This is a genomic window from Pseudomonas multiresinivorans, assembly GCF_012971725.1.
GTDB classification, from domain to species: Bacteria; Pseudomonadota; Gammaproteobacteria; order Pseudomonadales; family Pseudomonadaceae; genus Pseudomonas; species Pseudomonas multiresinivorans.
Window position 1 is genome coordinate 5,264,068 of sequence record NZ_CP048833.1, and the last position, 20,991, is coordinate 5,285,058.

Below are 20,991 nucleotides of genomic sequence, written 5' to 3' on the forward strand. Positions count from 1 at the left end.
GCCCTCCCCCATCAAATTCATCAGTCTTTTCCTGGCCTCAAACGGAAGGCACCTACACCCCGTCCTTCATCCGCTTCCCTAGCATGCGCACACCCGAATTCCGGGCTCCTTCTTTGCCTCTGGAGGCAGCATGCTTCGCAAACTTTCCGCCGAAATGATCGGCACGTTCTGGCTGGTGTTCGGTGGTTGCGGCAGCGCCATCTTCGCCGCCCACGCCATTGGCGTCCTGGGTGTCGCCCTGGCCTTCGGCCTGACGGTCGTGACCATGGCCTACGCCATCGGCCCGATCTCCGGCTGCCACCTCAACCCCGCAGTCAGCCTCGGGCTGTGGGCCGGCGGCCGCTTCCGCACTGCGGAGCTGGTCCCGTACATCGTCGCCCAGGTGGTTGGCGGCGTCCTCGCTGGTGCGGCGCTGTACTTCATCGCCAGCGGCAAACCGGGCTTCGACGCGCTGGCAGGCTTCGCCGCCAACCGCTTCGGCGAAGGCTCGCCGACCGGCTACAGCATGATCTCCGCGCTGGTGACCGAAGTGCTGCTGACGGCGTTCTTCCTGTTCGTGATCATGGGTGCCACCGACAGCAAGCTGGCCCCGGCGGGCTTTGCGCCGATCGCCATCGGCCTGACGCTGACGCTGATCCACCTGATCAGTATCCCGATCGATAACACCTCGGTGAACCCGGCTCGCAGCCTGGGCGTGGCAATCTTCGCCGACCCGCTGTTCATGAAGCAGCTGTGGCTGTTCTGGGTCGGCCCGCTGGTGGGCGGCGTGATCGGTGCGCTGGTCTACCGCGTGGTGCGTCCGGCTTCTGCCTGATTCATCCTGCATCGCTGACACGAAACGGGCGCCTTATGGCGCCCGTTTTCGTTGGCGCTCGGCCTGTCTGTAGGAGCGAGCTTGCTCGCGAACCCGCCCTGCTCCGCTGCTGCCGGAAAATCCGTTCGCGAGCAAGCTCGCTCCTACAATCGATCACGTGCCAAAGCGGAGGCGCAGTCGGCAGATAAAGCGTTCCGTTCTACCGGGCCAAAAGAGCGATCACATGCCGAGTGGGCTCAGAAGTACTGGGTAAGGCTGAACTTGGCGTTGCGGCCCTGGCTGTAGACGCTGTCGCCGGCCAGCGCCGGGTGATAGTCGCGGTTGAACAGGTTGTCCACGGTGAAGTTCAGCTCGGTGTTTTCCAAGCCCAGGCGGCGCGGCTTCCAGCTGGCGAAGACGCGCTGGGTGTCGTAGCTGTCGTTGACCGTCTGGTCCCAGAAAATGTCGCCGACGCTGGTGCCCATGCCGCCCTTGTACTTGTCGCTGGGCAGACGGTCGGTCTGGCGGACGAACTCGCCCTGCCAGCCGATCTGCGCATCCCACGCCGGAATCTTGGTGCCCAGGGTGGCGACCCACTTGGCCGGCGGCACATCACGCGCCCACACGTTCGGCCCCCAGGGGTTGCTGTAGGCGCCGTCGTGCTTGCCGGTCACCCACGAGTACGACAGCCCGCCAAACAGCCAGGGGCTGTCGTAAAAGCTCTCGATCTCGAAGCCCTTGTAGGTCACGCCCGGCAGGTTGCGGTAGTTGGAGAGCGGCAGGTAGTCACCGCAGCTGCCGGAGATGGTGCCATTGTCGATGGCCTGCTGCTCGCAGCCGACGCTGCGGGTGCGGAATATCTCGTCCTTGATCTTGTTCTGGAACAGCGTGGTGCGCACCTGCAGGTTGTCGCCGTTGATGAACAGGTCCGGCAGGTTGACCAGCGAGCCGAAGCGCAGCGCATGAATGCGCTCGGGGTCGAGGTCGCGGCTGGTGGCGCTGACCGTGCTGCTGTTCTGCACCTCGTACATCTCGTCGATCACCGGCGCGCGCCAGGTGCGGCTGTAGTCGGCGAAGAAGCCCAGGCGCTCGGTGGCCGTCCAGAACAGCGAGAGGCGCGGCGACCAGCCGCTGTAGGTCTGCGAGCTGTAGTCGTGGCCTTGCGCGGCGTTGTTGTAGATCGGCGCGTCGTTGTCCTTGCCCTGGTTGCGCACATGGTCGAAGCGCAGCGACGGTGTGATGGTCACGCTGCCCAGGGTCAGCGCGTCCTGGATGTAGGCGCTGTTGGTGTTCTGTTTGCCGCTGGGCATGAAGGTCGGCTGGAAGTGCCCGTAGTTGTAGCGCGCGGTGTTGTAGGTGGAGCCGGGGATGTACATGTCGGTGGTGCGGGTGTGCCGGTGGAACTCGGTACCCACGGTGAACGCATGCTGTACCGGGCCGGTGGCGAACAGGCTGGTGTTGCGCAGCTCCAGCACCTTGTCCTTGTAGTCGGTATCCATCTTGCGGCCACCGGTGGAGACCTGGAAGAAGGCGTCCGGATTACGCTCGTCGGTCTGGTCGATGTGCGACTCGGAGTACTGCACCATCAGGTCGATCAGCGGGTTATCGATCGGGTGGTATTCGTACTTGCCGGACCAGGTGGTGTCGGTGGTGTCGCGGTGCGCCAGCAGGCGCTTGAGCGCCGCTTCGTAGCCGTAACGATCAATGCTCGACTGGGTCGGCGGCGTCGGGTAGGAGGCCGAGGAAAACGGCGTCCAGCGCGTGCTATGGGAACGGCTGTAGGCCAGGCTGATGTCGTTGTCGAGGTTGGGATGCAGGTTCAGCTTGAACAGCCCGGCATCCAGGTCCTGGGCGCTATTGGGCAGGCGGCTGGGGTTGATCGGGTAGTTGTTGTTCGGGTCGGGAATGTTCCCGGCGAGCTTGATGTCGCGGCCATCGCGGGCGGTAACGTAGGCCAGCGCATCGACCTTGCGGTCCTCGGTGCGGCCATAGACGGCGCCGCTGTAGATCTTCTGCTGGTCGTTGGAGTGGTAGCCGTACTTGAGCATGGCGCCGACGTTCTGATCGTCGCGCAACAGGTCCGGCGCGTCCTTGGTTTCCATGTGCACGGTGCCGCCGAAGCCGCCGTTGCCGTTGTAGACCGAATGCGGGCCCTTCTCTACTTCGATGCGCTTGATCAGCTCCGGCTCGATGAACACGGTGCCCTGCTGATAGCGCTCGAAGCCGCTCTTGGGCGCGCCGTCGAGGGTGAAGGGAACGTCCTCGGCATCGCCCAGGCCCCAGATATTCACGGTCTGTCCGCCCGGCTTGGGCGAGCCGCCCATGGTCACGCCCGGCAGGGTCTGCAGCAGGGTGGGAATGTTGTCGGCCTGGATGCGCTCGATGTCCTTGCGGGTCAGGGTAGAGCGGCCGACGTTGCTGGAGTCCACCGACAGGCCGCTGCCGACGATGGTCTGCGAATCCAGTTCGATGGCGTTGTCGCTGAACTTGTCGACCTTGCCGGAGCGCCGCACGACAAAGCCGTCGCCCGCCTCCACCAGTTCCAGCGACGAGCCCTTGAGCAGGTGCTCCAGGGCTTCGCGCATGCTATAGCGGCCGGCTACCGCGGGCGCCTTGAGGCCTTCAAGCTGGGAGGCGTCATAGAGCACCTGCACGCCGGCCTGTTGCGACAGGCTGCCGATGGACTCGCTCAGCGCCTGCGCCGGCAGGTCGATCTGCCAATCGGCAGCGCGGCTGTACTCGGCCATCATCAGGCTGCCGAGCAGCACGGCACAGCCCAGCGGGCGCGCGAACGGGAAGTTGAAACGAGACTGCATGCAAGGCCCTCCCCAGGGACGAAAAGCGCTGCGCGTTTCGCAGCGAATGACGGGGAAGACCCTCATTCGAGAAAAACCCACACCTGCAAATAAAAATATTTCTCAAGAAAGATTTGCGGCACGTGTGATCCGGTTGGGTAGGAGCGGACTCAGTCCGCGATGTGCAACCGGCCAGCTCAGAGCCGCCGGAAATCGATCGCGGACAAAGTCCGCTCCTACGAAATAGGCCTGCTCGGAGGAATACCGGCAGGTTGGGATCAGCGCGGCATGATCACTGCGCTGCCATCGGCCCTGCGCTGCACGCGCACGTCGAGCAGTACCGGCAGGGCCGCGAGGAAGTCGTCCGGGCGGGCCAGGCGCACGTTGCCGGAAATGGGCTTCTGCGCCAGGCGCTCATCGCCCAGGCGGATGGGCGCAGCGCGGTACTGCGACAGCTCGTCCACCAGCGCCCCCAGGGGCTGGTTGCGGAAGGCGAGCATGCCGTCGCGCCAGGCGGCGATGGAGGCGACAGGCACGCGATCGATCTGCGCCTCCCCTGCCCCGGCGGCAAGCTGGGCGCGATCACCCGCGGTCAGGGTCTGCTCGTCCCGCGCATCGAGTTTTGCCTGCAAGGCCACCTTGCCGTGGCGTACAGCGACAGTCAGTCCAGCGTCTTCCCGGTGTACATCGAACCCGGTACCGAGGACGCGTACACGGCTGTCACCGGAAGTCACCCGGAAGGGCCGGCCAACATCGTGGGTGACTTCGAAATAGGCCTCGCCGCGCAGCAATTGCACATCGCGGAACGCATCCGAGAAGTCCACGCGCAACGACGAATCCCCCGCGAGGAAAACCCGCGTGCCGTCGGGCAACGTCACCTCGCGCTGCTCACCCGCAGCGGTGGTCTGCACCTGTTGCGGATCGGCCAGGCGGCCACCGCTGAAGTCGTTGGCCAACAGCAACGCCGCGCAGAACACACTGGCAGCCGCGAGCCCGCGCCAGGGCAATGCCGGGCGACGGCCAGGCACGATGCCGGGTCGGCGAATATGGTCGAGATCGCTCCACAATTGCTCGATCTCACGGTAGGCGGATTCATGGGCAGGCTCTTCCGCCAGCCAGTCGGCGAAGGCCTGGCGCTCGCGGGCATCCCAGGCGCCCGCGCGCTGGCGGCTGAACCACTTGGCGGCGAGTTCGTCGATCACCTGCTGGCGTTCTTCCTGCGGCGTCATGCTTCGCCCTCTCCCTGAACCTGACGCTTGCAATGCAGCAGCGCGCTGGCAACGTGCTTCTCCACCATGCTCAATGAAATCCCCATGCGCCTGGCCACCTCCGGCTGCGAAAGGCCATCGAACTTGTGCAGGATGAAGGCCTCTCGGCGCCGTGGCGGGAGGCTGTCGAGCGCCTTCGAAAGCTGGCGAAGATAACGTTGTCGCTCGAACTGCACCACGGGTTCGCCTCCTTCGGCGGCCGGTTGCTGGTCACTATCGAGGGCCTCTTCCGGCTCGCTGGAGAAGCGCCGGGTGCGCTGCCAGTGATCACGCAGCAGGTTGCGCGCGACCTGGAAGAGAAATGCACGCGGCTGTTCCACTTCATGCCGCGAGGAGGATTTGAGCCACTGGGCGAAGGCATCCTGGGCGAGGTCGGCGGCGTCCGCCGAACTGCCCAGCTGCTTGCGCAGGAAACGCAGGAGTTCGCCATGGAAGGAGCGATAGGCCTGGGACACCGAACGGGAGAAACGCTCATCCATCGACCCACGCCTCCCGGCGTCGCCGCCCTGCCCCTCTGTTGCCCGCTACCACGTCGCCCCCGAACCGAGGCGCTAAGCCTCGACAACCATCGAATTGCACAAATGATAATACATATCATTTGCGAAAATGAAGCCGAACGCGAGCACTGGATAGCAGAAGGCCGCCTCGCGGCGGCCTTCGGGGGTTCAGAGGTTGGCGATGCGCGCCCTTCGCGCCCGGTAACTGCGCAACAGTGAAGGCGCCAGCGCCGTGAGTGCCGAGCCGCTGACCACCAGCAGCGCGCCGACATAGGCCAGCCCGTTGAGGTCTTCGGGCAGGACGAACTCGGGCCACAGCGAGGCGGCCAGCGCCACCGACGCGAAGGTCACCAGCGGGGTGATCGCCAGGGTCGCACTGACCCGCGAGGCTTCCCAGTGCGCCAGCGCCTCGGCGAAGGCGCCGTAGGCCACCAGGGTGTTCAGGCAGCAGGCCAGCAGCAGCCAGCCCTGCAGCGGCGAGAGGTCCAGCGCCTCCAGCGGATGCGCCCAGGGCGTGAGCAACGCGCCGCAGCCCAGGTAGATCACCATCATTACCTGCACCGAGGTCCACTGGGTCAGCAGTTGCTTCTGCGCCAGGCCGTAGAACGTCCAGATGAACGCGGCGAAGACGACGATCAGCACGCCGGTGGTGTACTCGCCCAGCGAGCTGAACAGTTCCGCCAGACGCTGGTTGAAGAACAGCCCGAAACCGAAGATCAGCACGGCGAGCCCCAGCGCCTGGCCGATGCTGAAGCTTTCCTTGAAGACGAACAGGCTGCCCAGCAGGAGCAGGATCGGCGCGATCTGGATGACCAGTTGCGTGGTGCCCGGCGTGAGCATGCGCAGGCCGATCAGGTAGCACACGTAGTTGCCGGTCAGGCCGAGAATAGCGATCAGCACCAGCCCCTTGCCGCGTTTGCCCAGCGGCGAGTAGCGCGGCAGCTGACGGGTGAAGGCCAGGTAGATCAGCAGCAGACCACCGGACACCACCAGGCGAAACCAGGTGACGGTGATCGGGTCCATGACCTTCAGGACCTCCTTGAGCTTGATCGGCAGGATGCCCCAGAGAACGGCGGTGACCAGGGCCAGGAACAGGCCGAATTGCCAGCGGCCGGATGAAACGTGCATGGGAGCCTCGACGCGTGTGCGGTCCGCCATGCTAAGTCATGGCGGTATCGCCCCATAGGAACAGTTGCGTTGCGCAACTGTTCCGGTCACCGCTCAGATCAGGGTGGAAAGGCGCAGCAGCCACCAGATCAGGATGATCAGCTGGACGAAGAACGCGGCGAAACGGATCCACACCGCGAGAGCCGAGATGCTGATCAGGTGCACGACGGATTGGACAATGCGCGCCACCAGCAGGGTCGGCGCCAGGGGGTCGGTGATCAGCACCTGCTCGGTGACCATGGCGTAGAGCAACACCGCGCAGAACAGCGGCACGTTCTCCACGCAGTTGGCGTGGGCACGCACCAGGCGCTGGCCGAAGGTGCCGGGGGTGTTGCTGCCGTCGGCGGCGAAGACGTTGACCTTCATGCGGCCGGACATCACCAGCAGGCCGCGCTGGTTGACCAGCAGCAGGACCAGCAGCACGGTCCAGGCGACCAGGCCGAGCAACGCGAAGGCAGAGGGACTCAGGGACATGCGGGACTCCTTTCTCTTGTTGGTTTGAGCGGGAGTCTAGGGGAAGTAGAGCAATTGCTCTAGCCCGCACAAAGGTGGGCTTGGGGTAGGAGCGGACTCCGTCCGCGATCGATTTCCGGCCGCCCCGAGCGGGCCGGTGGCACATCGCGGACGGAGTCCGCTCCTACGCCCATTGGGAACACCACAAGCGGCCCAAAAGAAAACGGGCAGCCCGTTTCCGGACTGCCCGTTGTCTTCCAGCGCCGCATTCAGAGCTTGGCGATGGACACCTCGGTGGATTTCACGAAGGCGATCACTTCGCTGCCGATGGCCAGTTCCAGCTCTTTCACGGAGCGGGTGGTGATCACCGAGGTGACGATGCCGGCAGCGGTCTGCACGTCGATTTCCGACAGCACATCGCCTTCGACGATTTCCTTGATGGTGCCTTTGAACTGGTTGCGGACGTTGATGGCTTTGATGGTCATGGCGTTTCTCCTTGGGGAATGGCGTTACACGTGTGAACGTTGGATCAGAGTGCCCAGCGCAGTTGCGTGGGCAGTGGGGATACGGGTTCCGGCTCGGGCGGCTGCGCCGGCAGCGACAGCACGCGTTCGAGCACTTCGGCTTCCAGCGCGGCCAGGCGGGCCGAACCACGGGCGCGCGGGCGGTGCAGCTCGACATTCAGATCCAGGCCGATCTCGCCGTCCTCGATGAGGATCACCCGGTCGGCGATGGCCACGGCCTCGGCGACGTCGTGGGTGACCAGCAGCACGGTGAAGCCATGCTGCTGCCAGAGGCCCTCGATCAGTTGCTGCATCTCGATGCGGGTCAACGCATCCAGCGCACCCAGCGGCTCGTCGAGCAGCAGCAGGCGCGGCTGGTGGATCAGGGCGCGGGCCAGGGCCACGCGCTGCTTCTGGCCACCGGACAGGCTGGCCGGCCACTCGTTGGCGCGGTCGGACAGGCCCACGGCTTCCAGCGCTTCCAGCGCCTTGCCGCGCCAATCGCCCTTCAGGCCGAGGCCGACGTTGTCGATCACCCGCTTCCAGGGCAGCAGACGCGAGTCCTGGAACATCAGGCGGGTTTCTTCGCGGGCGCTTTCCAGCGGCGCGGAGCCGGCCAGCAGTTGGCCGTCGCTGGCTTCATCCAGCCCGGCCAGCAGGCGCAGCAGGGTGCTCTTGCCGCAACCGCTGCGGCCGACGATGGCGACGAACTGGCCGGCGGGAATCCGCAGGTCGATGCCCTTGAGCACTTCGCGCTCGCCGAAGCGCTTGCGCACATTTTCCAGCGCCAGCGGGATGCCTTTCTTGAGTTGTTGCGGCAACTGATTCACTGCGTTCATGCCGCACCTCCCTTCACCTGATAAGCCGGGTGCCAGCGCAACCAGACGCGTTCCAGACCACGGGCAGCGAGGTCAGCCAGCTTGCCGAGCACGGCATAGAGCAGGATGGCCAGGACCACTACGTCGGTCTGCAGGAACTCGCGGGCGTTCATCGCCAGGTAGCCGATGCCGGAGTTGGCGGAAATGGTCTCGGCGACGATCAGGGTCAGCCACATGAAGCCCAGGGCGAAGCGCACACCGACCAGGATCGAGGGCAGCGCGCCGGGCAGGATCACCTGGCGGAACAGCGCGAAGCCGGACAGCCCGTAGCTGCGCGACATTTCCAGCAGGCCCGGGTCGATGTTGCGGATGCCGTGGTAGGTGTTGAGGTAGATCGGGAACAGCGTGCCGAGGGCGACCAGGAAGATCTTCGCCGACTCGTCGATGCCGAACCACAGGATTACCAGCGGGATCAGCGCCAGGTGCGGCACGTTGCGGATCATCTGGACCGAGCTGTCGAGGAAGCGCTCGCCCCATTTCGACAGGCCGGTGATCAGCCCCAGCACCAGGCCGATGCTGCCGCCGATGACGAAGCCGACGGCAGCGCGCCAGGTGCTGATCGCCAGGTGTTGCCACAGTTCGCCACTGACCACCAGGTGGTAGCCGGCCTCGGCCACCGCGCTGGGTGCCGGCAGGATGCGGCTGGACAGCCAGCCGAATTCCACCGCCAGTTGCCAGATCACCACCAGGCCTACCGGCAGGGCCCAGGGCGCGAGGCGCTGGGCAAGATTGTTGGAAACACTCATCTCTTCTCTCCGGATTCTTCGGTCGCTACGTAGGGCGCATAACGCACCAGCGTTATCCGCCACGGCGGATGAAGCGTTCCGCTTCATTCGCCCTACGGGTGTCAGCTCGCCGATGCCGCCTTGGGCAGGATGTCGTTGGCGACCATCTCGCCGAACGGGCTGACGTAGCCGCGCTCCTGCGATTGTTGCGGCCGGGCCAGGTCCAGGTGCGGGAAGAGCAGTTCGGCGACCCGGTACGACTCTTCCAGGTGCGGGTAGCCGGAGAAGATGAAGGTGTCGATCCCCAGGTCTGCATATTCCTTCACGCGGGCCGCCACGGTCGGGCCATCGCCAACCAGTGCGGTGCCGGCGCCACCGCGGACCAGGCCGACGCCGGCCCAGAGGTTGGGGCTGACTTCCAGCTTGTCCTTGTTGCCGCCGTGCAGGGCGGCCATGCGTTGCTGGCCGACGGAATCGAAGCGCGCCAGGGACGCCTGGGCACGGTCGATGGTGTCCTGATCCAGGTGGGAGATCAGGCGGTCGGCGGCCTGCCAGGCTTCCTCGTTAGTCTCGCGGACGATCACGTGCAGGCGGATGCCGAAGCGCACGCTGCGGCCCTGCTTGGCAGCCTTCTCGCGGACCTGGGCGATCTTCTCGGCGACGGCGGCCGGCGGCTCGCCCCAGGTCAGGTACAGCTCGACCTGCTCAGCGGCGAGGTCTTGCGCGGCGTCGGAGGAACCACCGAAGTACAGCGGCGGACGCGGTTGCTGGATCGGCGGGTAGAGCAGCTTGGCGCCCTTCACCTGCAGGTGCTTGCCGTCGTAGTCGACGGTTTCGCCTTCCAGCACGCGGCGCCAGATGCGGGTGAATTCAACCGAGGCTTCGTAGCGCTCGGCGTGGCTCAGGTGCAGGCCGTCGCCGGCCAGCTCGTCCGGGTCCCCGCCGGTCACCAGGTTGAACAGCGCGCGCCCACCGGAGAGCCGGTCGAGGGTTGCGGCCTGGCGGGCGGCCACGGTCGGGGAAATGATGCCCGGACGCAGGGCGACCAGGAACTTCAGGCGCTGGGTCACCGGGATCAGCGAGGCGGCAACCAGCCAGGAGTCCTCGCAGGAGCGGCCGGTGGGGATCAGCACGCCACCGAAACCAAGGCGGTCGGCGGCCTGGGCGACCTGTTGCAGATAACCATGGTCCACGGCACGGGCGCCTTCGGCGGTGCCCAGGTAGTGGCCGTCGCCGTGGGTCGGCAGGAACCAGAAGATGTTGAGACTCATCGCTGTAACTCCAGATAAGCGCGCCGGCGTGGCGTAGCCGCGCGATGATGGGATGGGTGTGCGTCGTGCAGTTGTCGTAGGAGCGGACTCCGTCCGCGATGGGTCAGCATCGCGCCGGAGGACATCGCGGACAAAGTCCGCTCCTACGCCAGGGTCATTGGGCGGTAGCGACCTTGGCAGGCGCCGTCCACACCACGTCCTTGATGCTCAGCTTCTTGGGGATCAGCTTCAGCTGGGTGAAGGTGTCGGCGATCTTCTGCTGCGCGGCGGTCACGTCCGGGGTGATCGGCTGGGCACCGTAGCCCTGGCGTTTCACCGCGGTGAAGGTGATGTCCGCCGGCAGGCCGAGCAGCGGCGCGACCTGGTCGGTCACCTGCTGCGGGTTCTGCTGCGACCACTCACCCACCGAACGCACCTCGTCGATCAGGGTGGTGATCACCTGCGGGTGGTTGTTCGCGTAGGGGCGGGTCGCCAGGTAGAACTGGTGGTTATCCACAAGGCCGGTGCCATCCACCAGGGTGCGGGCGGAGAGCTGTTTCTCGGCGGCGGCCTGGTACGGGTCCCAGATCACCCAGGCATCGACGCTGCCACGCTCGAAGGCGGCGCGGGCGTCGGCCGGCGGCAGGTAGACGGGCTGGATGTCGGTGTATTTCAGGCCGGCCTTTTCCAGGGCGCGCACCAGCAGGTAGTGCACGTTGGAGCCTTTGTTCAGGGCGACTTTCTTGCCCTTCAGCTCGGCGACGGATTTGATCGGCGAATCCTTGGGCAGCAGGATCGCTTCGCTGGTCGGCGCCGGCGGTTCGTGGGCCACGTAGACCAGATCGGCGCCAGCGGCCTGGGCGAATACCGGCGGGGTTTCGCCGGTGACGCCGAAGTCGATGCTGCCGACGTTCAGGCCTTCGAGCAGCTGCGGGCCGCCGGGGAATTCGGTCCATTGCACCTTAACGCCCTGCTCGGCCAGGCGCTTCTCCAGCGTGCCACGGGCCTTGAGCAGCACCAGGGTGCCGTATTTCTGATAGCCGATACGCAGGGTGCCGGGTTGTTCGTCCGCCTGGACGTTGTAGGACAGGGCCGCAATCAGCAGGGCCGCCAGTCCACTACGCAAAGTGAGAGTCCGCATGGGAGTGATCCTTCGTCGAGTGTGATTGCCGGACCTGCGGTCCCGTTGACGGGACGGTGAGGGCCTTTTCTTGTGGGTGACGCAGTTGCCGCCTGCCGGGTTGGGGCTTGGCGCTCTCCTGCGTGGAGTTGTCTGTCAGATGCTCCAACGGGCGTTGATCAGCCGTTCGTTGAGCAGGTTCGGGTCGATGGGTTTCGGCCGGCGCGCAAGGGCGCCATGGAACTGCTCCAGGGATTCCAGCAGTCGGTGTTCGAGGGTCGATTCCAGGCGCGCCGGGGTATTGCCCTCGGGGTATTGCACCTGGCTCTCTTCGGCGAACACGCCATGCAGGGTTTCCTGTGCCTTCAGCGCAGCGAGGACCGGCTTGAGCGCGTAGTCCACCGCCAGCATGTGGGCGTTGCTGCCGCCAGTAGCCAGGGGCAGCACCACCTTGTGCGCCAGCGCCCGCTCCGGCAGCAGGTCGAGAATGACCTTCAGCGCACCGGCGATGGATGCCTTGTACACCGGGGTGGAGATCACCAGGCCGTCGGCGCGCAGGACCTGCTCGATCAGCTCGACCACCCGCGGGCTGTCGAAGCGCGCATGCAGCAGGTCTTCCGCGGGAAAGTCGTGCACGGAGTAGGAGCGCACCTCGGCGCCGTGGGCGTGCAGCCAGTTCCGTGCGACGTCCAGGAGGACGCCGGAGCGGGAACGCTGGCTGGGGCTGCCGGCAAGGGTGACTACATACATCTGCACGCTTCCTTATAACGATCAGAGCGATACAAATGCCGCCCTGCTAACCAATGTGCATAGACCTTAACAGGCAACCTCATATTCCAATAAATGTTATTTTTTTATTTGGTTATGCGATTTTATTTTAAAAGTACGAACAACTGTCTTCTCCTGGATAGTTCTGCGTCTGCATTTCCCCCTCACCCCAACCCTCTCCCTTAGGGAGAGGGAGCAGGCCATGCCGGCTGATGCTGTGGTTTCATCCTGCACCGAACGGTCCCCTCTCCCTCTGGGAGAGGGCTAGGGTGAGGGCCGATCCGAGCACAGCAGCATTCCGTAGGGGCGGAACGTCAGATGACGTGGGACTGGTGCAGCTCGGTCAGCGCTTCGCCGCGCAGGAAGGCCAGTTCTACGGCGCGACGATCCCGAGGGCGCGGCAGCGGCACGGGAAATTCGCGGCGCAGGCGGCTGGGCGTGCCGCCCAGCAGCAGGACGCGGTCGCTGAGGTAGAAGGCTTCGTCGAGGTCGTGGGTGACCAGCAGGATGCTGATGTCGTACTCCAGCGCCAGTTGCTGGATCAGGTCCTGCAGGCGGATGCGGGTGAAGGCGTCCACCGCGCTGAAGGGTTCGTCCAGCAGCAACACCTGCGGGCGGCCATATAGGCCACGGGCGATGGCCGCACGCTGGGCCATGCCGCCGGAGAGTTGTTTGGGCAGCAGGTCGCCCTTGCCTTCCAGGCCCACGTCGCGCAGCAGGTGCGCGATACGGGTGTCGTCGGCCAGCCAGCCGTCGGCGAAACCGATGTTCTGCGCCACGCTCAGCCAGGGCAGCAGGCGCGGCTCCTGGAACACCACGCCGACGCCACCGCCGCCGCGACCGGTGTCGCCGTCCGGACCGAAACCCAGCAGCGGGTTGCGCTCCAGCGAGCCGGCGAACTCGTCGTCCAGTCCGGCGGCGATGCGCAGCAGGGTACTTTTTCCACAGCCGCTGGGGCCGAGCAGGCTGACCACTTCGCCCGGCGCCAGGCTCAGGCTGACGTCGTCCAGCACCCGCACGCCGGAGAAGCTCTTGCGGATATCACGCAGTTCCAGCAAGGCGCTCATCAGCTCTCTCCATTGCCCAGGAAGGTATCGCGCCAGGCCAGCGCACGCTGCTCCAGCGCCTTGAGCAGGCTGTCGCTGAGCTTACCGAGCACCGCCAGCACCAGGATGGCGGCGATGACGATGTCCGGCCGCGAGGTTTCCCGGCCGTCGCTGAGCAGGTAGCCAAGGCCACGGGTGGCGGCGATCAGCTCGGCGGCAACGAGGAACATCCAGCTCAGGCTCAGCGCGCCGCGCAGGCCGGTGAACAGGCTCGGCAGCGCCGCCGGCAGCAGAATCCGCCGCACCAGGGCAAACGGCGGCAGGTGATACAAGCGGCCCAGTTCGACCCACTTGCGGTCGACGTTACGCACGCCGGCTGCCAGCGAGAGATACACGGGGAAGAAGGCGCCGAGGGCGATCAAGACGATTTTCGGCGTCTCGTCGATGCCCAGCCAGAGCAGCAGGAGCGGCACCCAGGCGAGGCTGGGAATGGCCCGCAGCGCCTGGAAAGTCGGTTCGAGATAAGCCTCGGCACGCTGGCTGAGGCCGACCCAGGTGCCGATCAGGATGGCCAACGCCGCGCCGATGGAGAAGCCGGCAGCCACCCGCGCGAGGCTGGCCGCCATGTGTTTCCACAGCTCGCCCTGGGCCAGTTGCCAGAGCGTCAGCGCGACACTGCTGGGCGCGGGCATCTGGTGCTCGGGCAGCCAACCGACGCGTACCACCAGCTCCAGCACCGCGCACAGCAGCAGCGGCAGCAGCCAGGCGCGCCAGCTCAGGCGTGGCCAGCGCAGCTTTGGCAGGCGGCGCTGGCGAGCGAGGCGCAGGCTCTGGGTCGGCAGGCTCTGGGGTGGCATGGATTACTGCTCCGCCTTGGCGACAGCGCCAGCCTTGCCGATCACCTCGCCGGCCAGTTGCGGAGCAATCAGTTGATCCACCACGGCGGTGACATCAGTACCCGGACGAACCAGTTGCTCATCGACCAGAATCGGCGCGGCGGCTTTCAACGCGGCGACCTGCTCGGCACCCGGCAACGGCTTGCTGAAATCGGTACGCGAGAGCTGCAGCCTGGCCACTTCCAGCGGCAGCTTGGCCTCCTCGGCGAGCAGTTTCGCGGTCTCCTCCGGATGGGCGATCGCCCACTGACGCGCCTTTTCGTAGGCGGCGATAACCTGCTTGATCAGCTCCGGCTGCTCCTGCTCGAATTTCTCGGTGACGCTGAGCACGCCGTAGCTGTTGAAGTCGACATTGCGGTACAGCAGCCGCGAGCCGGCCTGCAGTTCGCTGGCGGCCATGTGCGGGTCCAGCCCCGCCCAGGCATCCACCCTGCCCTGCTCCAGCGCGGCGCGGCCGTCCGGGTGCTGCAGGTGGACGATTTCCACGTCGCTCTTGTCCAACCCGGCCTTTTGCAGGCTGCGCAGGAGGAACAGATAGGGATCGGTGCCCTTGGTCGCGGCGATCTTCTTGCCCTTGAGGTCAGCGACGGACTTGAGCGGCGAATCCTTGGGCACCACCAGCGCAGTCCACTCCGGGCGGCTGGCGATGTAGACGGTCTTCAGCGGCGCGCCGTTGGCGCGGCTGAGTACGGCGGCCAGCCCCGCGGTGGAGGCGAAGTCGGTACTGCCGGCGTTGAGGTATTCCAGGGAACGGTTGCTGCCCTGGCTGAATACCCAGCGCACTTCGGTGCCCTGCGGCTTGAGGGACTTCTCCAGCCAGCCGAAGTGCTTGAGCACCAGGCTGGTGGGCGCGTAGTAGGCGTAGTCCAGGCGCACCTCCTTCGGTGCGTCGGCGGCTTGGGCGGGGCTGTTGTAGGCGCCGATCGGCAGGCTCGCGAGAAGAGCGACGGCCAGGCTGCGGCGCCAGGTGGAATGACCCATGGTCGTTCTCCTTGGCGTGGGCTGGTGTCTTCTTCCCGTCTGGCGGGCAAGTCAGATCGTTGGTGGCGGAGCGAATAAAAAAGCGCGGCGTGGTCCGCGCGTGAAAGATAAAAAAGGGGCCGGCAGACCGGCCCGATTTCCCGCTCGAGGCGTGAGTGATTCCCCGGATGGGGAGCGGAGAATCACTTGTTCGGCTGAGGCGTCAGGCGCAGGTACGGTTTGATCGCACGGTAGCCCTTGGGGAAACGCTGCTTGATCTCTTCCTCGTCCTTGAGCGAGGGCACGATCACCACGTCGTCGCCGTCCTGCCAGTTGCCCGGCGTTGCGACCTTGTGGTTGTCAGTGAGCTGCAGCGAGTCGATGACGCGCAGGATCTCGTTGAAGTTGCGCCCTGTGCTCGCCGGGTAGGTGATGGTCAGGCGCACCTTCTTGTTCGGATCGATGACGAACAGCGAACGCACGGTCAGGGTGTCGTTGGCGTTCGGGTGGATCAGGTCGTACAGCTCGGAGACCTTGCGGTCCGCGTCGGCGATGATCGGGAAGTTGACCACGGTGTTCTGGGTCTCGTTGATGTCGTCGATCCACTTCACGTGGGAGTCCACCGGGTCGACGGACAGGGCGATCACCTTGACGCCCTTGGCGGCGAACTGGTCCTTGAGCTTGGCGGTCAGGCCCAGCTCGGTGGTGCACACCGGGGTGAAGTCGGCCGGGTGGGAGAACAGAATGCCCCAGCTGTTGCCCAGCCATTCATGGAAACGGATGCGGCCTTCGCTGGATTCCTGTTCGAAGTCGGGGGCGATGTCGCCGAGTCGCAAGCTCATGGGTCTCTCCTTGTTCGTGTTGGTAGCCACTATGCACAAGGTCTTTACGCATTAAAAAGAATATATTTTGATTTTCTTATAACCAAAATTAAATACTCGTATCGACCCTGCCCTGGCGCCCTGGGCGCGCTGGACACTGAGCATAGCCAAGGCTGCGGGAAGCTCTGCCGGCCAAGTGTTTCACCGCTGAGACGAAACCCAACCGTTCGTCGCCATCCACCTGCAGCCCCTGTACGGCGGGGCTTTGCGGCATACACTCGAATCTATTAATCCTTTTGTACGGGAGGTCAGCGTATGTTGGGGCAACGTGTCGGCGACAATCAGGCGGCCACCCATTACCGCAGTGATCGGATCAGCGCGGTCAATGGCCATTACTTCTTCTCCACCCGCGAAGGAACTCTCGAAGGGCCCTACTTCACCCGCTTCGATGCCGAACGCGAGGTGGCGCAATACATCACCCGCATGCGCCAGGCGGCAGGGCTGATGGCGCGCGTGGCGCAGTGACGGCGAGCTGACCGAACGCGAGTGCACAACCCCGGCCCGGTGCCGGGGTTTTGTTTTTCCAGCTGCGTTCAATCCCCGGGAGTCGCTCAGGACTCCTCGCTTTGCCCCAGCCCATGCAGGCGCAGCTTGTTGGCGATGGTGGTGTGCGACACCCCCAGGCGCTTGCCCAGTTGCCGGCTGCTCGGGTGCTCGCGGTAGAGCCGCTCCAGCACCGCTCTCTCGAACCGGCCGACGATGGCGTCCAACCCGCCTTCCAGGGAGAAGTCCCCCAACGGATGCGGCGCACCGTAATCCGGCAGGCGGATGTGTTCGGGGCGGATGGTGCCGCCTTCGCACAACGAGACCGCCTGGAACAACGCATTCTCCAGCTGCCGCACGTTGCCCGGCCAGTGGTAACGGCCGAGGCGGTCCAGCGCCTGGGGCGAGAGCTTGGGCAGCGCGCAACCGATCTGCCGGCTGGCCTGGTCGAGGAAGTGCTGCACCAGCGGTTCCAGGCCGTCCAGGCATTCGCGCAGCGGCGGGATATGCAGCGACAGCACGTTGAGGCGGTGGTAGAGGTCCTGGCGGAATTCGCCCTTGGTGCACAGCTCGGACAAGTCCACCTGGGTCGCGCAGATCACCCGCACATCCAGATACACCTCCTCGTCGCTGCCCACGCGGCGGAAGCAGCCGTCCTGCAGGAAGCGCAGCAGCTTGGCCTGCAGGCGCGGGCTCATCTCGCCGACGCCATCGAGGAACAAGGTGCCGCCAGCGGTCAGCTCCAGCAGGCCGAGCTTGCCTTCCGGGCGCGCGCCCTCGAAGGCGCCTGGGCCGTAACCGAACAGCTCGGTCTCGGCCATGGACTCGGGCAGGCCGGCGCAGTTCAACGCCATGAACGGCGACTGCCCGCGCGGGCTCGCCAGGTGGCAGGCGCGAGCCAGTAGTTCCTTGCCGGTGCCGGTCTCGCCCTCGATCAGCAGCGGCGCATCCAACGGCGCCATGCGCCGTGCTTCGCGCACCACGGCGGCCATCACCCGCGAGCTCTGGAAGATGCTGTCGAAGCCGCGCAACTCCAGGCGCCGCACGTTGTAGATACGCTCGCCGACGCGGTCGGCGCGGTGCAACGTCAGCACGGCGCCGGCCAGCGCCTCGCTCTCGTCGTGTTCGGATTGCAGCGGAGCAATGTCCGCGAGGAACACATCGCCCTTCACCTTCACCCGCAGGCCGTTGATGCGCGCCTTGTTCGCCCGCACCAGCTCCGGCAGGTCGAGGTCCTCGACGTAGCGCGACAGCGGAATGCCCGGCACTTCGTCGACCCGCGAGCCCAGCAACTGGGCAGCGGCCCGGTTGGCCGCGACGATCTGCCCGGCCATGTCGATGGACAGCACCGGGAACTCCAGCGCCGCCAGCAATGCGTTCAACTCCAGGTGACGCCGTTCGCTGGGCATCAGGCCGACACGCTTGACGCCGAACACGCCGGGCACCGCTTCGAGCTTGGGCTTGAGCGACTGGAACTGCAGGTTGATGAGGTTCGGGCAGAGCAGGTAGATGGCGTTGCCCTGCTCGCCGCCGACTTCGCCGCGGTTGACGTTGATGCCGTAGTCGACCAGCAGGTTGAGGATGTCGCGCAGGATGCCGACGCGGTTCTGGCAGTGCACTTTGATGCGCATGGCGGGCCCGTGGTTGTCGTTGTGGTGGGCGCTCCGGCGCGGATTTTCGCAAGGCGGCCGGAAATTACCGTCAAGAATATGTGACAGATGACCGCACCTTCAAGCCATGGCCGGATGCCCGTGCCGCTTTGCGTAATCTTTTCTTTACGGATTGCAGCTCTGGCAGCCTGAAAACACCGCGAACAGGGGGCTGTTCGGCGGCACGACTCGCGCTATCTGTTGGTCATCACAACAACAAGGCCTCGAAGCCACAGTACCTATGAGGGCACCCATGAAGACAACGCAGTACGTGGCCCGCCAACCTGATGAAGATGGCTTTATCCACTACCCGGAAGCCGAGCATCAGGTCTGGAACACCCTGATCACTCGCCAGCTGAAAGTGATCGAGGGCCGCGCGTGTCAGGAATACCTGGACGGCATCGAGCAGCTCGGCCTGCCGCACGACCGCATCCCGCAACTGGGCGAAATCAACCAGGTACTCCAGGCCGCCACCGGCTGGCGCGTAGCGCGGGTGCCGGCGCTGATTCCCTTCCAGACCTTCTTCGAGCTGCTGGCCAGCCAGCAATTCCCCGTCGCCACCTTCATCCGCACACCGGAAGAGCTGGACTACCTGCAGGAGCCGGACATCTTCCACGAGATCTTCGGCCACTGCCCGCTGCTGACCAACCCCTGGTTCGCCGAGTTCACCCACACCTACGGCAAGCTCGGCCTGGCCGCCAGCAAGGAAGAGCGCGTGTTCCTCGCCCGCCTCTACTGGATGACCATCGAGTTCGGCCTGCTCGACACCCCGCAAGGCCTGCGCATCTACGGCGGCGGCATCCTTTCGTCGCCCAGGGAGACCGTCTACTGCCTCTCCGACGCTCCCGAGCGCCAGGCCTTCGATCCGCGGGAATGCATGCGCACGCCGTACCGCATCGACATCCTGCAGCCCCTGTATTTCGTGCTCCCCGAGCTCAAGCGCCTGTTCGACCTGGCCCATGAAGACATCATGGCGCTGGTGCGCGAAGCCATGCACCTGGGCCTGCACGCGCCGAAGTTTCCGCCGAAACAGGCCGCCTGATCCGCTGCAATCGATCCCATCTGTGCCTAGGATGAGACGTGCTCGCGAGCCTAAGATGGTTCGCGAGCGCACTCCTATGCCACCCCACGACAAGGAGAACCTTTCATGACCGCACTTACCCAAGCCCATTGCGAAGCCTGCCGCGCCGATGCTCCGAAGGTGTCCGACGAAGAGCTGGCGGTGCTGATCAAGCAGATCCCGGACTGGAACATCGAGGTCCGCGACGATCACATGGAGCTGGAACGGGTCTTCCTGTTCAAGAACTTCCGCCATGCCCTGGCCTTCACCAACGCGGTGGGCGCTATCGCCGAGGAAGAAGGCCACCACCCCGACCTGCTGACCCAGTGGGGCAAGGTCACCGTCACCTGGTGGAGCCACGAGCTGAAGGGCCTGCACCGCAACGATTTCATCATGGCCGCGCGCACCGACGAGCTGGCCGCGAAAGCAGAGGGACGCAAATGAGCCATTTCGCCAAGGTCACCCGCGTACCGGGCGACCCGATCCTGGGCCTGCTCGAAGCCTATCGGGCGGACCCCAACCCCGCGCGGCTCGACCTTGGCGTGGGCGTCTACAAGGACGCCCAGGGCCTCACCCCGATCCCCCGCGCGGTGAAGCTCGCCGAACAGCGCCTGGTAGATAGCGAGACCACCAAGAGCTACGTCGGCAGCCATGGCGACGCGCTGTTCGCCGCTCGCCTGTGCGAGCAGGTGCTGGGCGTTACCTCACCGTTGCTAGCCGATTCGCGTGCCGATGCCACGCAGACGCCCGGCGGCACCGGCGCCCTGCGCCTGGCGGCGGAGTTCATCGCCCATTGCCTGCCGGGGAAAAATATCTGGCTGAGCGACCCGACCTGGCCGATCCACGAAACCCTGTTCGCCGCCGCCGGCGTGCCGATCAAGCACTACCCCTATGTCGGCGCGGACAACCGCCTCGACGCGGAGGCCATGTTCGCCATGCTGGAGAAAATCCCGCAGGGCGACGTGGTGCTGCTGCACGCCTGCTGCCACAACCCCACCGGCTTCGACCTGGATCACGCGCAGTGGCAGCGCGTGCTGGAGATCGTCCGGCGCCGCGAGCTGCTGCCGTTGCTGGACTTCGCCTACCAGGGCCTGGGCGATGGGCTGGAGGAGGACGCGTACTCCGTGCGCCTGCTGGCCGAGAGCCTGCCGGAAGTACTGATCACCAGCTCCTGCTCGAAGAACTTCGGCCTCTATCGCGACCGCGTCGGCGCGCTGATCGTCTGCGCCGAGACCGCCGAAAAGCTCACCGATATTCGCAGCCAACTGGCACTGTTCGCCCGCAACCTGTGGTCCACCCCACCGGCCCACGGCGCCGAAGTGGTCGCCACCATCCTCGGCGACCCGGAACTGAAGAACCTGTGGCTGGCAGAACTGGACGCCATGCGCGGGCGCATCGCCGACCTGCGTATCGGCCTTGTGGAAGCCCTGCGCCCCCACGGGCTGGCGGAGCGCTTTGCGCACATCGCCATCCAGCGCGGCATGTTCTCCTATACCGGCCTGCAGGCCGAGCAGGTGCGCATCCTGCGCGAGGAGCACAGCATCTACCTGGTCAGCAGCGGCCGCGCCAACATCGCCGGGCTCGACGGCGAGCACCTGGACCACCTGGCGGCAGCCATCGCCCGCGTCTGCCGCTGACGACGTTTTCTTCCCCCTCGACCGGCCTTTGAGCCGGTCTTTTTTTGCCCGAAAATCGGGCCTTGCCTCACCTGTAGGAGCGAGCTTGCTCGCGAACAATGTTTTCCGGCAGCTCGGAGCTATGCGGTTCGCGAGCAAGCTCGCTCCTACAAAGTGCCCATG

General features: G+C 65.5%; 21 protein-coding genes. 5 read left to right on the forward strand and 16 right to left on the reverse strand.

Translation table 11 applies throughout. The features are described 5' to 3' along the window. The first annotated feature begins 130 nt into the window (after positions 1-130). Positions 131-814 carry an aquaporin Z gene (gene aqpZ, locus G4G71_RS24145; RefSeq protein ID WP_169940761.1) on the forward strand — a complete coding sequence of 228 codons (684 nt, stop codon included), beginning with the start codon at positions 131-133 and terminating at the stop codon, positions 812-814. Positions 815-1,050: 236 nt separating this feature from the next. On the opposite strand, the gene G4G71_RS24150 is transcribed toward aqpZ, so the two are convergent. From G4G71_RS24150 to G4G71_RS24220, 15 genes are all read right to left on the reverse strand, one after another. Next, entirely contained in the window at positions 1,051-3,609 is a 2,559-nt protein-coding gene (locus G4G71_RS24150) for a TonB-dependent receptor (RefSeq protein ID WP_169940762.1), read from the reverse strand. 257 nt (positions 3,610-3,866) lie between these two features. Continuing rightward, positions 3,867-4,817, reverse strand: coding sequence for a FecR family protein (locus tag G4G71_RS24155; RefSeq protein ID WP_169940764.1), 951 nt, complete (start codon positions 4,815-4,817; stop codon positions 3,867-3,869). Then, positions 4,814-5,335 (reverse strand): sigma-70 family RNA polymerase sigma factor, encoded by a 522-nt coding sequence (locus tag G4G71_RS24160; protein ID WP_169940766.1) that lies wholly within the window; start codon positions 5,333-5,335, stop codon positions 4,814-4,816. Before G4G71_RS24160 ends, G4G71_RS24155 begins: the two co-directional genes overlap by 4 nt. A gap of 186 nt (positions 5,336-5,521) precedes the next feature. Beyond that, the gene (locus tag G4G71_RS24165) at positions 5,522-6,481 is read right to left on the reverse strand and encodes a DMT family transporter (protein ID WP_169940768.1); all 960 of its coding nucleotides are present in this window, start codon (positions 6,479-6,481) and stop codon (positions 5,522-5,524) included. Between the two features lie 93 nt (positions 6,482-6,574). Further along, complete coding sequence (locus tag G4G71_RS24170) at positions 6,575-6,994, reverse strand: MAPEG family protein (protein WP_169940770.1); 420 nt, start codon at positions 6,992-6,994, stop codon at positions 6,575-6,577. A 248-nt stretch (positions 6,995-7,242) separates the two neighbouring features. Then, on the reverse strand, positions 7,243-7,458 hold the full coding sequence (locus G4G71_RS24175) for a TOBE domain-containing protein (protein WP_017517652.1): 216 nt from the start codon (positions 7,456-7,458) through the stop codon (positions 7,243-7,245). Between the two features lie 44 nt (positions 7,459-7,502). Continuing rightward, a complete protein-coding gene (ssuB, locus tag G4G71_RS24180) occupies positions 7,503-8,315 on the reverse strand; it encodes an aliphatic sulfonates ABC transporter ATP-binding protein (protein ID WP_054908222.1) in 813 nt (270 codons plus the stop codon). Then, positions 8,312-9,100 carry an aliphatic sulfonate ABC transporter permease SsuC gene (gene ssuC, locus G4G71_RS24185; protein WP_054908221.1) on the reverse strand — a complete coding sequence of 263 codons (789 nt, stop codon included), beginning with the start codon at positions 9,098-9,100 and terminating at the stop codon, positions 8,312-8,314. The genes ssuB and ssuC overlap by 4 nt, the downstream gene beginning before the upstream one ends. 101 nt (positions 9,101-9,201) lie before the next feature. Beyond that, on the reverse strand, positions 9,202-10,350 hold the full coding sequence (ssuD, locus tag G4G71_RS24190; protein ID WP_169940772.1) for an FMNH2-dependent alkanesulfonate monooxygenase: 1,149 nt from the start codon (positions 10,348-10,350) through the stop codon (positions 9,202-9,204). 154 nt (positions 10,351-10,504) lie between these two features. Beyond that, positions 10,505-11,470, reverse strand: a complete 966-nt coding sequence (locus G4G71_RS24195) for a sulfonate ABC transporter substrate-binding protein (RefSeq protein WP_169940774.1) — start codon at positions 11,468-11,470, stop codon at positions 10,505-10,507. 135 nt (positions 11,471-11,605) lie between these two features. Further along, positions 11,606-12,199 carry an NADPH-dependent FMN reductase gene (gene ssuE / locus G4G71_RS24200; protein WP_169940776.1) on the reverse strand — a complete coding sequence of 198 codons (594 nt, stop codon included), beginning with the start codon at positions 12,197-12,199 and terminating at the stop codon, positions 11,606-11,608. Positions 12,200-12,531: 332 nt separating this feature from the next. Beyond that, complete coding sequence (locus G4G71_RS24205; protein ID WP_169940778.1) at positions 12,532-13,284, reverse strand: ABC transporter ATP-binding protein; 753 nt, start codon at positions 13,282-13,284, stop codon at positions 12,532-12,534. Continuing rightward, a complete protein-coding gene (locus tag G4G71_RS24210; RefSeq protein WP_169942779.1) occupies positions 13,284-14,105 on the reverse strand; it encodes an ABC transporter permease in 822 nt (273 codons plus the stop codon). The genes G4G71_RS24205 and G4G71_RS24210 overlap by 1 nt, the downstream gene beginning before the upstream one ends. Before the next feature lie 18 nt (positions 14,106-14,123). Next, positions 14,124-15,140 carry an aliphatic sulfonate ABC transporter substrate-binding protein gene (locus G4G71_RS24215; RefSeq protein WP_169940780.1) on the reverse strand — a complete coding sequence of 339 codons (1,017 nt, stop codon included), beginning with the start codon at positions 15,138-15,140 and terminating at the stop codon, positions 14,124-14,126. Positions 15,141-15,322: 182 nt separating this feature from the next. Beyond that, positions 15,323-15,961, reverse strand: coding sequence for a peroxiredoxin (locus G4G71_RS24220; protein WP_024764389.1), 639 nt, complete (start codon positions 15,959-15,961; stop codon positions 15,323-15,325). A 294-nt stretch (positions 15,962-16,255) separates the two neighbouring features. On the opposite strand from G4G71_RS24220, the gene G4G71_RS24225 reads away from it, so the two are divergent. Then, a complete protein-coding gene (locus tag G4G71_RS24225; RefSeq protein WP_169940782.1) occupies positions 16,256-16,465 on the forward strand; it encodes a DUF6316 family protein in 210 nt (69 codons plus the stop codon). A gap of 86 nt (positions 16,466-16,551) precedes the next feature. On the opposite strand, the gene G4G71_RS24230 is transcribed toward G4G71_RS24225, so the two are convergent. Next, a complete protein-coding gene (locus tag G4G71_RS24230; protein WP_038803408.1) occupies positions 16,552-18,114 on the reverse strand; it encodes a sigma-54-dependent phenylalanine hydroxylase transcriptional regulator PhhR in 1,563 nt (520 codons plus the stop codon). Positions 18,115-18,385: 271 nt separating this feature from the next. Here G4G71_RS24230 and phhA point away from each other — a divergent pair, with 271 nt between their 5' ends. The 3 genes from phhA to G4G71_RS24245 all read left to right on the forward strand — a co-directional run bounded on the left by phhA (position 18,386) and on the right by G4G71_RS24245 (position 20,829). Beyond that, on the forward strand, positions 18,386-19,174 hold the full coding sequence (phhA, locus tag G4G71_RS24235) for a phenylalanine 4-monooxygenase (RefSeq protein ID WP_169940784.1): 789 nt from the start codon (positions 18,386-18,388) through the stop codon (positions 19,172-19,174). Between the two features lie 105 nt (positions 19,175-19,279). Then, entirely contained in the window at positions 19,280-19,636 is a 357-nt protein-coding gene (locus G4G71_RS24240) for a 4a-hydroxytetrahydrobiopterin dehydratase (protein WP_024764391.1), read from the forward strand. Next, complete coding sequence (locus G4G71_RS24245; RefSeq protein WP_169940786.1) at positions 19,633-20,829, forward strand: amino acid aminotransferase; 1,197 nt, start codon at positions 19,633-19,635, stop codon at positions 20,827-20,829. Before G4G71_RS24240 ends, G4G71_RS24245 begins: the two co-directional genes overlap by 4 nt. Positions 20,830-20,991: the final 162 nt, after the last annotated feature.

Bases quoted from the DNA above. Each gene is read 5' to 3' on its own strand.
- aqpZ (WP_169940761.1), top strand. From the start codon at position 131: ATGCTTCGCAAACTTTCCGCCGAAATGATCGGCACGTTCTGGCTGGTG.
- G4G71_RS24150 (WP_169940762.1), bottom strand. From the start codon at position 3,609: ATGCAGTCTCGTTTCAACTTCCCGTTCGCGCGCCCGCTGGGCTGTGCC.
- G4G71_RS24155 (WP_169940764.1), bottom strand. From the start codon at position 4,817: ATGACGCCGCAGGAAGAACGCCAGCAGGTGATCGACGAACTCGCCGCC.
- G4G71_RS24160 (WP_169940766.1), bottom strand. From the start codon at position 5,335: ATGGATGAGCGTTTCTCCCGTTCGGTGTCCCAGGCCTATCGCTCCTTC.
- G4G71_RS24165 (WP_169940768.1), bottom strand. From the start codon at position 6,481: ATGCACGTTTCATCCGGCCGCTGGCAATTCGGCCTGTTCCTGGCCCTG.
- G4G71_RS24170 (WP_169940770.1), bottom strand. From the start codon at position 6,994: ATGTCCCTGAGTCCCTCTGCCTTCGCGTTGCTCGGCCTGGTCGCCTGG.
- G4G71_RS24175 (WP_017517652.1), bottom strand. From the start codon at position 7,458: ATGACCATCAAAGCCATCAACGTCCGCAACCAGTTCAAAGGCACCATC.
- ssuB (WP_054908222.1), bottom strand. From the start codon at position 8,315: ATGAACGCAGTGAATCAGTTGCCGCAACAACTCAAGAAAGGCATCCCG.
- ssuC (WP_054908221.1), bottom strand. From the start codon at position 9,100: ATGAGTGTTTCCAACAATCTTGCCCAGCGCCTCGCGCCCTGGGCCCTG.
- ssuD (WP_169940772.1), bottom strand. From the start codon at position 10,350: ATGAGTCTCAACATCTTCTGGTTCCTGCCGACCCACGGCGACGGCCAC.
- G4G71_RS24195 (WP_169940774.1), bottom strand. From the start codon at position 11,470: ATGCGGACTCTCACTTTGCGTAGTGGACTGGCGGCCCTGCTGATTGCG.
- ssuE (WP_169940776.1), bottom strand. From the start codon at position 12,199: ATGTATGTAGTCACCCTTGCCGGCAGCCCCAGCCAGCGTTCCCGCTCC.
- G4G71_RS24205 (WP_169940778.1), bottom strand. From the start codon at position 13,284: ATGAGCGCCTTGCTGGAACTGCGTGATATCCGCAAGAGCTTCTCCGGC.
- G4G71_RS24215 (WP_169940780.1), bottom strand. From the start codon at position 15,140: ATGGGTCATTCCACCTGGCGCCGCAGCCTGGCCGTCGCTCTTCTCGCG.
- G4G71_RS24220 (WP_024764389.1), bottom strand. From the start codon at position 15,961: ATGAGCTTGCGACTCGGCGACATCGCCCCCGACTTCGAACAGGAATCC.
- G4G71_RS24225 (WP_169940782.1), top strand. From the start codon at position 16,256: ATGTTGGGGCAACGTGTCGGCGACAATCAGGCGGCCACCCATTACCGC.
- G4G71_RS24230 (WP_038803408.1), bottom strand. From the start codon at position 18,114: ATGCGCATCAAAGTGCACTGCCAGAACCGCGTCGGCATCCTGCGCGAC.
- phhA (WP_169940784.1), top strand. From the start codon at position 18,386: ATGAAGACAACGCAGTACGTGGCCCGCCAACCTGATGAAGATGGCTTT.
- G4G71_RS24240 (WP_024764391.1), top strand. From the start codon at position 19,280: ATGACCGCACTTACCCAAGCCCATTGCGAAGCCTGCCGCGCCGATGCT.
- G4G71_RS24245 (WP_169940786.1), top strand. From the start codon at position 19,633: ATGAGCCATTTCGCCAAGGTCACCCGCGTACCGGGCGACCCGATCCTG.